Annotated in this window: 12 protein-coding genes; 5 read left to right on the forward strand and 7 right to left on the reverse strand. The window is 65.2% G+C overall.

Features of this window, described 5'->3' with window-relative positions; translation table 11 throughout:
• The first annotated feature begins 47 nt into the window (after nucleotides 1-47).
• Nucleotides 48-503: a Crp/Fnr family transcriptional regulator gene (locus GGR00_RS16790; protein ID WP_184700048.1), complete on the forward strand. Its 456-nt coding sequence runs from the start codon at nucleotides 48-50 to the stop codon at nucleotides 501-503.
• 252 nt (nucleotides 504-755) lie between these two features.
• Here GGR00_RS16790 and GGR00_RS16795 read toward each other — a convergent pair whose 3' ends face one another.
• The 4 genes from GGR00_RS16795 to GGR00_RS16810 form a co-directional block, all read right to left on the reverse strand.
• Complete coding sequence (locus GGR00_RS16795; RefSeq protein ID WP_184700049.1) at nucleotides 756-1,562, reverse strand: exodeoxyribonuclease III; 807 nt, start codon at nucleotides 1,560-1,562, stop codon at nucleotides 756-758.
• A 120-nt stretch (nucleotides 1,563-1,682) separates the two neighbouring features.
• Nucleotides 1,683-2,345, reverse strand: a complete 663-nt coding sequence (locus tag GGR00_RS16800; protein WP_184700050.1) for an outer membrane lipoprotein carrier protein LolA — start codon at nucleotides 2,343-2,345, stop codon at nucleotides 1,683-1,685.
• Nucleotides 2,346-2,463: 118 nt separating this feature from the next.
• On the reverse strand, nucleotides 2,464-5,115 hold the full coding sequence (locus GGR00_RS16805) for a DNA translocase FtsK (RefSeq protein ID WP_184700051.1): 2,652 nt from the start codon (nucleotides 5,113-5,115) through the stop codon (nucleotides 2,464-2,466).
• 132 nt (nucleotides 5,116-5,247) lie between these two features.
• Nucleotides 5,248-6,168 (reverse strand): hypothetical protein, encoded by a 921-nt coding sequence (locus GGR00_RS16810; RefSeq protein ID WP_246441414.1) that lies wholly within the window; start codon nucleotides 6,166-6,168, stop codon nucleotides 5,248-5,250.
• Between the two features lie 277 nt (nucleotides 6,169-6,445).
• Between GGR00_RS16810 and GGR00_RS16815 the strand changes: the two genes are divergently transcribed.
• From GGR00_RS16815 to GGR00_RS16825, 3 genes are all read left to right on the forward strand, one after another.
• Complete coding sequence (locus GGR00_RS16815) at nucleotides 6,446-6,655, forward strand: hypothetical protein (protein WP_055975202.1); 210 nt, start codon at nucleotides 6,446-6,448, stop codon at nucleotides 6,653-6,655.
• Between the two features lie 139 nt (nucleotides 6,656-6,794).
• Nucleotides 6,795-7,046, forward strand: coding sequence for a DUF1344 domain-containing protein (locus tag GGR00_RS16820; protein ID WP_156381216.1), 252 nt, complete (start codon nucleotides 6,795-6,797; stop codon nucleotides 7,044-7,046).
• 139 nt (nucleotides 7,047-7,185) lie between these two features.
• A complete protein-coding gene (locus GGR00_RS16825) occupies nucleotides 7,186-7,605 on the forward strand; it encodes a hypothetical protein (RefSeq protein ID WP_055975208.1) in 420 nt (139 codons plus the stop codon).
• A gap of 128 nt (nucleotides 7,606-7,733) precedes the next feature.
• Here GGR00_RS16825 and GGR00_RS16830 read toward each other — a convergent pair whose 3' ends face one another.
• The 3 genes from GGR00_RS16830 to GGR00_RS16840 all read right to left on the reverse strand — a co-directional run bounded on the left by GGR00_RS16830 (nucleotide 7,734) and on the right by GGR00_RS16840 (nucleotide 10,580).
• Nucleotides 7,734-9,116, reverse strand: a complete 1,383-nt coding sequence (locus tag GGR00_RS16830; RefSeq protein WP_055975211.1) for an ammonium transporter — start codon at nucleotides 9,114-9,116, stop codon at nucleotides 7,734-7,736.
• Nucleotides 9,117-9,146: 30 nt separating this feature from the next.
• Complete coding sequence (locus GGR00_RS16835) at nucleotides 9,147-9,485, reverse strand: P-II family nitrogen regulator (RefSeq protein WP_055975214.1); 339 nt, start codon at nucleotides 9,483-9,485, stop codon at nucleotides 9,147-9,149.
• A gap of 222 nt (nucleotides 9,486-9,707) precedes the next feature.
• Entirely contained in the window at nucleotides 9,708-10,580 is an 873-nt protein-coding gene (locus GGR00_RS16840; RefSeq protein WP_184700053.1) for an acyl-CoA thioesterase, read from the reverse strand.
• 92 nt (nucleotides 10,581-10,672) lie between these two features.
• Here GGR00_RS16840 and GGR00_RS16845 point away from each other — a divergent pair, with 92 nt between their 5' ends.
• Nucleotides 10,673-11,932 carry a ubiquinone biosynthesis hydroxylase gene (locus GGR00_RS16845; RefSeq protein ID WP_184700054.1) on the forward strand — a complete coding sequence of 420 codons (1,260 nt, stop codon included), beginning with the start codon at nucleotides 10,673-10,675 and terminating at the stop codon, nucleotides 11,930-11,932.
• Nucleotides 11,933-12,157: the final 225 nt, after the last annotated feature.

Below are 12,157 nucleotides of genomic sequence, written 5' to 3' on the forward strand. Positions count from 1 at the left end.
CGGCCAACAACAGGGAGAAGGAGCCGGTCTGAGAAGTCGGGGACATAATGGCGCTGGATGACGACATCCGCATCCTGTCCGGCGTGAGGCTGTTCGAGGGCTTCACCCAAGAACAGCTGCGTTTGCTGGCCTTCGGCGCGGAGAACGTAAATCTCCCGGCCGATCGCAAGCTCTATCGCGAGGACGACGAGGCTGATTCGGCCTATGTCGTCATCTCGGGCCGCATAGCGCTTTATCGCGAGGCCGATGGCGCGCGCCTCGACCTCGGCTCCGCCGGCCCCGGCGCGATGCTCGGCGAACTCGCCCTCATCGCCGACACCAGGCGGCTGACCAGCGCCGCCGCCGCCATCGATTCGGAAATCATCCGGCTCAACCGCAAGATGTTCCACCGCATTCTCGAGGAGTACCCCGAGGCCGCCGCCCGCCTGCACCAGCACATCCTCGAGGAGCTGCAGGACATGCTCGCGCGGATCGAGGACATGGCTCCGAGGTTCGGAAAGTAGGCTCACGTTGGCCAATGGAACGTGAGCATGGGCGAAGGCGACCCGGTAGCCCTCATGGTGAGCCTGTCGAACCACGAGGGCTACGCCAGGCTCAGCTACGTGACGGAAGCGGAGAAAGCTGCGGCAGATGCCCGCCGGGGCGTGTTTTCCCTAGAGCAATTCCAGGAAAAGTGTGCAGCGGTTTTCCGTCCGGAATTGCGCAAAAACAAGAGCATAGAGCGTTTTCGCGTTTCGAAGAAAAGCGGAAACACTCTAGTCCAGGTCGAACCGGGCGATGACCGGCACATGGTCCGACGGACGGTCCCAGCCGCGTGCAGCGCTCAGGATCTCGATGCCAGTCAGCTGCGGCGCCAGGTTGGCCGACGACCAGACATGGTCGAGACGGCGGCCGCGGTTGGAGATCGCCCAGTCCTTCGCCCGGTAGCTCCACCACGTGTAGATCTTCTGGTCGTCCGGCACGTTGAGCCGCATCAGGTCGACCCAGCCGCCGGCCTTGCGCATCGCCTCGAAATTCTCCGTCTCGACCGGCGTGTGGCTGACCACGTTGAGCAACTGCTTGTGCGACCAGACGTCGTGCTCCAGCGGCGCGATGTTCAGGTCGCCGACCAGGACCGAGGCCGACGTTTCGTCGTGAGCCGCCGGGATGGCATTCATCTCGGCGATGAAATCGAGCTTGTGGCGGAACTTCGCGTTTATCTCGGGATCGGGCTCGTCGCCGCCAGCCGGCACGTAGAAATTATGCGCCGTCACCTTCTTGCCGCCGACGTCGAACCGCACCGACAGGTGGCGGCTGTCGTCGATTTCGCAGAAACGCCGCTTTTCCACAATCTCCAGCGGCCGCCGTGCCACAGTCGCCACGCCATGGTAGCCCTTCTGGCCATGGATCGCGATGTGCTCGTAGCCGAGCTTGCGAAACGCCGCCGACGGAAACTGGTCGTCCGGGCACTTGGTTTCCTGCAGGCACAACACGTCGGGCGCGTATTCGTTCAGCAGCCGCTCGACCAGCGGCATGCGCAGGCGCACTGAGTTGATGTTCCAGGTGGCGATGGACAAGGGCATGGCGGGTTCCGGCACGAAGTTGCCGCGGAACCTGCCAGCAAGGCCAAGCGATGACAAGGCGCGAAGACGGATGCAGCGCCGGTCGCGGCGCTGTCCACAGCTTAGCCGTGCGGAACGGCGTCAGTCGTTCTTCTTTTGCGCGTTGAGTTCGCGGTTGAGCTTGTAATCGATCTTGAACGTGTCGGCGGCAAACGAACCGCCCTGCTTGACGTTGAACACCATGACGGTGGTGTCTTTGCCCTGCGCGTCGGTGATCGTCCACTGCCGGAGCTCATAGGTCTTCGGGTCGAACATCATGGTGATGGTCGAATTGCCGAACACCTGCCGGTCGGACAGCTTGATCGTCGTCAGGTCGTCCTCTTCGGTGACGCTCTTGACCTTGTTGCCGGTGAGATCGATGCGCTCGTCGAGCAGCAGCTTCAACGGCGTCTTCGACAGCGGATAGAGATCGGAGGTCCGCATCTTGGAGTTCAGGATGACCACTGACTTGCCGTCGGAGATGACCTTGAAATTCGACGGCGCCTCGTAGTTGAATCGGATCTTGCCCGGGCGCTGCAGGAAGAACTTGCCGCCCGTCTGCTCGCCACGCGGACCGAACTGCACGAACTCGCCCGACATCGAGCGCACGTTCGAAAAATGGTCGGCGATGCGCTGCGCTGCCTCGGAAGCCTGCGCCTGGGCCGGGATGGCCTGCAGCGCCATCAGCGGCGTAGCGGTCAGGGCCATCGCTGCCGCGAAGCCGAGCAGGCGCCGGCGGGTCGGGGTGCGAAAATCGTCGTTCATGCCGTTACTCTCTCATTCCATTTGGACGGTTCTATCGGCACTTAGTAGGGCTGAAGTTTGACATGGTTCACGCCATGCGCCCCAGAACGCGAAAACGTGATCGCGGGTTCCCCTGATCCTACATCTTGTCGTCTTCGGTCGGCACCAGAATCTCGCGCTTGCCGGCATGATTGGCCGGCCCGACGATGCCTTCCTTCTCCATCTTCTCGATGATCGAGGCGGCACGGTTGTAGCCGATGCCGAGACGGCGCTGGATATAGCTGGTCGAGGCCTTGCCGTCGCGCAGCACCACGGCGACCGCCTGGTCGTACGGATCGTCCGAATCCTCGAAATTGCCGCCGCCGCCACCGCCGCCCTTGCCCGACGGCTGGTCGTCCTCGTCCTCGCCGTCGTCCTCGGTGATCGCGTCGAGATATTCCGGTACGCCCTGCAGCTTGAGATGGGCGACCACCTTCTCGACCTCGTCGTCCGAGACGAAGGGGCCGTGCACGCGCTGGATGCGGCCGCCGCCGGCCATGTAGAGCATGTCGCCCATGCCGAGCAGTTGCTCGGCGCCCTGCTCGCCCAGGATGGTGCGGCTGTCGATCTTCGACGTCACCTGGAAGGAGATGCGGGTCGGGAAGTTTGCCTTGATCGTGCCGGTGATGACGTCTACCGACGGACGCTGCGTCGCCATGATGACGTGGATGCCGGCGGCGCGGGCCATCTGCGCCAGGCGCTGGACAGCACCCTCGATGTCCTTGCCGGCGACCATCATCAGGTCGGCCATCTCGTCGATGATGACCACGATATAGGGCATCGGCTCTAGGTTGAGGTCCTCGGTCTCGTAGATCGCCTCGCCGGTCTGGCGGTCGAAGCCGGTCTGCACGGTGCGCGAGATCTTCTCGCCCTTCTTGTCGGCGGCAGCCACCCGGGCGTTGAATCCGTCGATGTTGCGCACGCCGACCTTCGACATCTTGCGGTAGCGGTCTTCCATCTCCCGCACCGTCCATTTCAGCGCCACGACGGCCTTCTTGGGGTCGGTCACGACCGGCGTCAGAAGGTGCGGGATGCCGTCATAGACGGACAGTTCCAGCATCTTCGGATCGATCATGATCAGCCGGCATTCCTGCGGCGTCATGCGGTAGAGCAAGGACAGGATCATGGTGTTGATCGCCACCGACTTGCCCGAGCCGGTAGTGCCGGCAACGAGCACGTGCGGCATCTTGGCGATGTCGACGATGACCGCTTCGCCATTGATCGACTTGCCGAGCGCCAGCGCCAGCTTCGACTTGGTCGTCTCGAAGTCGCGGCTCGCCATGATCTCGCGGAGATAGACGGTCTCGCGCTTGGCATTGGGCAGTTCGATGCCGATGGCGTTGCGCCCCGGCACCACGGCGACACGGGCAGCGATGGCGCTCATCGAGCGTGCGATGTCGTCGGCGAGGCCGATGACCCGGGACGACTTGATGCCCGGCGCCGGCTCGAGCTCGTAGAGCGTCACGACCGGGCCCGGGCGGACATGGATGATCTCGCCCTTGACGCCGAAATCTTCCAGCACGCCTTCGAGCAGGCGCGCATTCTGTTCCAGCGCGTCCTTCGACAGGCTGGCGTCGCGCGCCACGTTCTTGGGCTCCGAGAGGAAATGCAGCGACGGCATCTCGAAGGTCTCGGAGCCGATCAGCGTCGTCTGCGCCTCGCGTTGTACGCGTGCGCCGGGGGCAGGCCGCGGTGCCGGCGCCGCGACGCGGGCCGAGGCGGGACCGGCCGAGGCCGGCGTGCGGAAGTTCTGCACCTGCGCGCCGCCGTCGAGCGAGGGCATGTCGAAATCATCGTCGTCGCCGAACACATCCTGGTCGTCCGGGGCGATCGAGACCTGGCGGTCCTGCGACACCATCTGCGCGAAGAATTCCGGCTCGACGCGCGCGCGTCCACCCGCGGTCACGCGTGCCTCGGCCCGCTCGGCCGATTCGACGCGCTCGGCGGCCTGGCGCCAGGCGCTCTCGCGCTTCACCGGCGGCATCTCGTAGCCTTCCTGCTCGCGCCGCTTGGCGGCGCGGCGGCGCATCCAGGCCTTGGCCGACAGCCACCAGTGCGTGATCGCGCCCAGCGCCAGCACGCCTTCGTTGTCGTCTTCGTCCTCGTCGTCGAAGCTGGCGAAATCCTGCTCGCGCATGTCGGGCTTCGGCTTCGGGTTGACCACGGCAAAGCCGTTCTCGCGGTTGAGCAGGCCGGCCCCGAAAGCAAACATCCACAACGCCGGCGCGATCAGCAGCACGCCGATGACGGTGGCGATCAGCCCGGTCGGATAGCCGCCGATGAACAGCCCCGGCACCTTGAGCACCATGTCGCCGAACACGCCGCCGAGGCCGGTTGGAAGCGGCCAGGTCGGCGGTGCGCCGACACAGCCGGCGATCGCCGCCGCCAGCATCGCCGAGCCGAACCAGACCAGGCCGCGCTTGGGCATGCGGTCGACGCCGCGCGCGGTGGCAAACAGCACGCCCCAGATGACCGCCGGCATGAGGGCTGCCACCGAGGCGAGGCCGAAGAACTGCATGGCGAGGTCGGCAAACACCGCGCCGGGATAACCCATGGCGTTGGTCACCGGATTGTCGGTGGCGTGGCTGAAACTCGGATCGGCGACGTTCCAGGTGCCGAGCGCTGCCAGCCCGAAGGCAACGAAGGCAAACAGGCCCAACCCCGCCGCTCGGCCTGCCTGCCGCCGCGCGAATGCCTGGATGCCGTGCCCCGTTTCGGTCAGCGCGAGCGGTGAGGAAACCCCAGAACGCATGCCTCGTCCCCGTCCAATAATGCCTTGGCCCGGGCGCGGACGCGTCTCGGGCAGATTCGGCTGTCAGACTATCGGGGCGAAGGTTAAGGCCGCATTAAGGTTAAGCCATCGTTCATCGGGCCGCCCGCAGCCTCAGCGGCCGAGCCACGCGCGATCGAACATCTCGACGAGGCGCTGGAAATCCTCGGTGGCGATCTGGTCGACGCCGCCGTCGCCGCTGCGTTCCAGGAACCTGCGCAGGTGCCCGTCCGCAACTTCGGGCTGGTCGAGCTTGATGCCGAACCGCGCCAGGTCTTCCGTGATCGTCAGGGCCGGATCGAGATAGCCGTCGGCCGCGCTCGCCTGCGTCTCCGGCTGCTTCAGCCGCACCAGCACGGCGCGCGTCGCCGACGGCTGGGATTCCGGGCCGAGCACCGTGGTGCCCGTCAGATATCCGCCAAGCACGCTGCCCGGCGGCGAGAACGGAAACAGCGCGAAGAAGAAATGTGTGTCGTCACCTGCTCCGCCGACATGGATGTAGACACCGCGCCGCGTCACCGTCACCTGGCCCTTGCGCTGCAGGCGCATCGTCGGGAGCTGCTCGGAATAGGTCGCCGTCAGACGCTGCGGCCCGTGCTCCTGTTCGATCACCAGCGTCCCGCGGATGAGCTGGCCGCGAAAATAGGGCGACCAGCTGTGCGAATAGCAGGCATAGCGGCCGACGATCGTGGCGCCACTGTCGTCCAGTCCGTGCAACTGGGGCTTGCCGAAGGCCGCCGCCCTCCGCTCGAGCTGCTGGCGGTTCTTGCCGTGGTGGTCGCAAATCTGGCCGACGAAGGTTTCCAGGTCGCAGTCGACGATCCAGTCAGCCGGCTGCGGCAGGTCCAGCAGCCTGATCCAGTCTTCATAGACGCTGAACTGTCTAGGCCTTGATCGACCCTGCAGCCACTTGTCTGCACGGTCGACATCGAATGCGGTCGTCGGGTTGATCCGCCTGAAAGCCGCCGCCAAGTCCTTACGTGTCGCAGCACCGACAAAAGCTGCGGTCAGGCGCAGCTTCCGGTCAATATTCATTCCAAGAAATCTCCCAAGCCCCAGCGGCATATTTTCTTCTTTGCCGCCGAAAGCAAGGCATGTCGGGAACTTCCCGGAAATTCCACAGTGTTCCAGCCATTCCATATCCGTTGCATTTACACTGCCATCAGCCTGCGAGATCGTCCGCTCGCACGGTCGGGCATTGTCGCCGGGGGGCGCCAGACTGCTCGATGACGCGGGCCATAGGCCCAAGCCGGGTTCCGGCTTGGGCCGGCGCCGCGTGTCCCCGCTTTCGGCACTGGAAGGGCGCAAACTCATGCAAGGCGATGCGATCCAGCTACGGCAGCCTGCCGATGGCAGTCCCAAGGCTGCCTTCCGGCGTTCATACCTCGCCAACGTCTTCCGGCGCGCCCTCGCGCTGTTCCCGTCGACACGGTCGCATCCCCAGGAGCACGCCGACGGCCTCGAAGCCTTTGACATGCTCGGTGGCTGGCAAGGCTCGGACCGGAAGCAGCGCAAACGCTAGCCGGCGGTAAAGATCTCCACCCCGGACGCCTCCTGCGCCTGCCTTTGGGCGCAGCCCCTCCTGCTCGCCGCTCAATTGATGCAACCATGCCGGCCTTGGGCCGTTGGTACGGCGAGGGACGCAACCAAGGAGAAGCAGAATGAGAAAGCTCGTTTTGGCTTTGGGTGCCGCGGCACTCATGACAGGTGCAGCTTGGGCCGCCTCGGCCGACGGCGTCGTCAAGGAGTTCAATAAGGACACCCGCGTCGTCACGATGGAAGACGGCAAGAGCTACACCGTGCCGGCTGACGTGGCACTGCCGGCCGATCTGGCAGCCGGCATGAAAGTCACGGTCACGACGGCCGACGACGATGCCACAAAGGTTACAGCACTGACGATGTCCGCGATGTAGCGCATGTTGCAGGCCTGATCTCTGGAAACCCCGCTCCATCCGAGCGGGGTTTTTCCGTTCCGGCAGGCCGATACGGGCTTGCCGCGGCATCGGCACCGCCATACCTTTGTATATTAGCGAAAACTAAAAGGAGGCAACGATGAAGCACCATAGCATCGAGCAATTGCAAGCCTTCGCTGAAGTCCGTCCCGCCAGCCCGCACCTGCCGATGACGCGAACCGAGCGCCTCGAACGCTGGGCCGAGCTTCTCGAGCGCGAGCCGGAACGGCGCCTCGGAACGCTTTCGGGCACGGAGTACACGCCGCGCGCCGCACGGCAGGCGCTGCGCGTCGCGGGCTCCCCCATCACCGTGGCATTCGAAGACGCGGGCTTCCGGGCCGATGGCCTGGCCGACGACAGCTATGGCGAGGCAAAGCGCTTTTTCGACTTGTCCGACAGGCAACTGCACAACATCGTTTGCTACTGCCACTTCGGCGAAGCGGTGAGAGGTGCCAATGCCGCCCGCCGCGTGCGCGCAGCGATCGGCTGGTGGCCGCGGATACGGGCGTTTTTCGCCTGAGCTGGTGCGCACGGCATGAAAAAAGAGGGCCCGGATTGCTCCGGGCCCAAGGCGCGGGCGCCTTTCGGGCGGCCACGACGGGATAGGGAGGATGCGGCGCCGGATCTGAGATCCGCCGCCGACCGGGATTACGTGTGGTAGGCCACTTCGCCATGCGAGGTCAGGTCGAGACCCTGGCGTTCGGCCTCGACGGTCGGGCGCAGGCCGACGACGAGGTCGACCAGCTTGTAGAGCACCAGCGAACCGACGCCGCACCAGACGACCGTGACCGATACGGCGAGGATCTGCGTCCACACCTGGCCGGCGATCGACATATCGCCATAGCCAATGCCGCCGAGCGACTCCGCGTTGAAGATGCCGGTGCCGATCGCGCCGACGATGCCGCCGACACCGTGGATGCCGAACACGTCGAGCGAGTCGTCATAGCCGAGCTTGATCTTCACCACAGCCACGAAGAAGTAGCAGATGGCCGAGGCGATGGCGCCGAGCACGATGGCGCCGACCGGGCCGACGAAGCCAGCGGCAGGCGTCACCGCAACCAGCCCGGCGACCATGCCGGAAGCCGCGCCCAGCATCGAGGCCTTGCCGCGGGCGACCACTTCGATGAGCACCCAGGCCAGGATCGCGCCGGCGGTGGCGGTGAAGGTGTTGACCATGGCAAGTGCTGCGCCGCCATTCGCTTCGAGGTTGGAGCCGGCATTGAAGCCGAACCAGCCGACCCACAGGATCGAGGCGCCGACCATGGTCAGCGTCATCGAGTGCGGTGCCATGTTGTCCTTGCCGTAGCCCGTGCGCTTGCCGACGAGCAGGGCGCCAACCAGCGCTGCGATGCCGGCATTGACGTGCACGACGGTTCCGCCGGCGAAATCGAGCGCGCCCCAGCCATAGATCAGGCCGTCCGAATCCCAGACCATGTGGGCGATCGGGAAGTAGACGAAGGTCACCCACAGCGCCACGAACAGCAGCACCGCCGGGAACTTGATGCGTTCGGCAAACGAGCCGACGATCAGCGCCGGCGTGATGCAGGCAAAGGTCATCTGGAAGACGATGAACACATATTCGGGAATGACCACGCCCTTGGTGAAGGTCGCCGCCATGCTTTCCGGCGTCACGCCGGCAAGGAAGGCCTTGCCGAGGCCGCCCCAATAGGGGCTCGCGGCGTCGCCGAAGGCCATCGAATAACCCCAGAACGTCCAGATCACGATCACCAGCGCCACGATCATCGTGCACTGCATCAAGACCGACAGCATGTTCTTGGCGCGCACCAGGCCGCCATAGAACAGCGCCAGGCCCGGCAGCGCCATGAACAGCACCAGCAGCGACGAGGTCAGCATCCAGGCGACGTCGCCCTTGTCCATGACGTCGGCGGGCGCGGGTGCGGCGGCCGCGGCGTCAGCGGCAGCCGGTGCGGCTTCCTGGGCGAAGGCCGCGACCGTTCCCAGGGCGGTCAGCGCGAGCGTGCCGACAAGGGCCGTCCGCGCCGCCGTCTTCAATGAGGTTGGAATTTGCATTGAGGTCTCCATGAGAATTGGTTGGCCGGCTCAGAGCGCGTCGGTGTCGGTTTCGCCGGTACGGATGCGCACGGCCTGGTCGATGCCGAAGACGAAGATCTTGCCGTCGCCGATCTGGCCGGTCTTGGCCGCGCCGGTAATCGCCTCGACCGCCTTGTCGACGAGGTCGGTGCTGACGGCGACTTCGATCTTGATCTTGGGCAGGAAGCTGACGGCATATTCGGCGCCGCGGTAAATCTCGGTATGCCCCTTCTGGCGCCCGTAGCCCTTGACCTCGGTGACGGTCAGGCCCTGGATGCCGACATTGGTGAGCGCTTCGCGCACCTCGTCGAGCTTGAACGGCTTGATGATGGCCATCACGATTTTCATCAGGTTTCACCCCTTTCTGATGCGGGTCCCCCGCGATTGCAGACGTCGCCGGCGGACCCGAAAGCCACCGGTGAGTGCAATACGGGATTCAAGCTCCGTGCCAGTTTGCGCAGGCAGGAGATAAACCACTGAAATTCAAGTGAAATTCCAAACGGACAAGCAGCATCCCGAGCAGATGCCGCAAGGCACCTGCTTACAGAGTGTGCAGAATCTCTGAAATGCCTATTTTGAAGGCTTCGTGCGCAGGCGGATCAGCCCTTCCTGGGCCACCGAAGCGATCAGGGTGCCGTCCTGGGCGTAGAGCGCGCCGCGTGTGAAACCGCGCGATCCCGATGTCGACGGGCTGTCCTGGGTGTAGAGCAGCCAGCCGTCCAGCGCATGCTCGCGGTGAAACCACATGGCGTGGTCGATACTGGCGGCCTGGATGTCGGGATCGAAGATGCCGCGGCCATGGGCAAAGGTTGCCGTATCGAGCAGCGTCATGTCGGAAACATAGGCAAGCACCGCGGCGCGCAATGCCCGGTCGTTGGGCACCGGCCCGGTCAGGCGCAGCCATACCTTCTGCAGCGGTGGCAGCTTGTCGCGACTGGAATAGTGCTCGGCATAGACCGGCCGCAGTTCCAGCGGCCGCTCCTTGGCCCAGAACAGCCGGATCTGCTCGGGCACGTGCTTGGCCTCCTGCAGAAGCTCGCGCTGCGATTTCAGCTTCTCCGGCGGTGGCACGTCGAGCGGCATCGGCATCTGGTATTCGAGCCCCTCCTCCTCAAGCTGGAAGGATGCCTCGAGCGAGAAGATCGCATGGCCGTGCTGGACCGCCACCACCCGCCGCGTGGTGAAGCTTGAGCCGTCGCGGATGCGGTCGACCTCGTATACGATGGGCACGTTGATGTCGCCCGGACGCATGAAATAGCCGTGCAGCGAATGCACGTGCCGGTCGGGCGTCACCGTGCGCTGCGCCGCCACCAGGGCCTGGGCGATGGTCTGGCCGCCAAACACCCGTTGCCAGTGCGCCTGCGGGCTGCGACCACGATACAGGTTGTGTTCCAGCTTCTCGAGATTGAGAATGCTCAGAAGCTCTTGTATTCCGGCCGGCATGCTTTCCCCTTTTCGGGACGAAGTATCCCCGGTTTCCATCAGGAAGCCCCTGTCGAGTCAAGGCAGGAAGCCTAGCCGCAAAGGACACCGCCATGGTCACACGCCAGACTGACGACAACAAATCGACGCAGCTCGACGTGCTGGTCGCAGGTGCCGGTTATGTCGGCCTGGCGACCGCCGTCTCGATCAAGCAGGCCCGGCCCAATCTGCACGTCGCCATCGTCGACGCCGCTCCGGCCGAGGTCTGGCGCAAGGATGGCCGTGCCTCGGCGATCGCCGCTGCCGCCTGCCGCATGCTCGACCAGCTCGGCTGCTGGGAAGAGATTGCGCCAGAGGCGCAGGCCATCACCGACATGGTCATCACCGATTCGAAGAGCGCCGATCCCGTCCGCCCGGTTTTCCTCACCTTCGACGGCGACGTCGGCGCCGGCGAACCCTTCGCCCATATGATCGAGAACAAGGTGCTCAACGGCGCGCTGCGCCGCCGCGCCGCCGAACTCGGCATCGACATCATCGAAGGCGTTGCAGTCGAGGCCTTCGAGGCAGGCATCGCCGGCGCCAAGGTCCATCTCGCCGATGGCGTCAGCATCGACACCCGCCTTCTCGTCGCCGCCGACGGCGTGAAGTCGAGGCTGCGCGACATGGCCGGCATCAAGACCGTGCGCTGGGACTATGGCCAGTCCGGCATCGTCTGCACTGTCGCCCACGAACGCCCGCATGGCGGCCGCGCCGAAGAGCATTTCCTGCCGGCCGGCCCCTTCGCCACGCTGCCTCTCAAGCCGAAGGACGGCGTCAACCGCTCCTCCATCGTCTGGAACGAACGCACCGAGGACGCCGACAAGCTGGTCAACGGCGACCCGTTCGTCTTCGAGATCGAACTGGAGCAGCGCTTCGGCCTGAAGCTCGGCGAGATCCGCGTCGAAGACAAGCCCCGCGCCTGGCCGCTCGGCCTGACGCTGGCACGCGCCTTCGTCGCGCCTCGCTTCGCGCTTGCCGGCGACGCCGCCCACGGCATCCACCCGATCGCCGGCCAGGGCCTCAATCTCGGCTTCAAGGATGCCGCCGCCCTCGCCGAGACCATCGTCGAGGCCGACCGCCTCGGCCAGGACATCGGCGCGCTCGACGTGCTCGAACGCTACGAGACCTGGCGCCGCTTCGACACCGTGCGCATGGGCGTCACCACCGACGTCCTCAACCGCCTGTTTTCCAACGACATCGCCCCCATCCGCGCCATCCGCGACATCGGCCTCGGCCTGGTCGACCGCGTGCCCCGGCTCAAGGACTACTTCATCCGCCAGGCGTCGGGCCTGACGGGCGAAACGCCACGACTGCTCAAGGGCGACGCGATCTAGGGACGAGGTTATTCCACCGCGGCCCGTGCAGCCGGTCGGTTGTGCGTCCTTCGACAGGCTCTGGATGAGGGCCCTGGGTGCTGCCGACGTGCACGTCGAGAGGTTCTGCGAGGCGGCAACGCAATCGGTCCTCATCCTGAGCCTGTCGAAGGACGCACTCCCAGGCAACCTCGCTTCCACACTGGCCCCACCGACAAGCCGGCATTTTTCGCGGGACAGTTTTTT

Source organism: Aminobacter aganoensis (assembly GCF_014206975.1).
GTDB classification, from domain to species: Bacteria; Pseudomonadota; Alphaproteobacteria; order Rhizobiales; family Rhizobiaceae; genus Aminobacter; species Aminobacter aganoensis.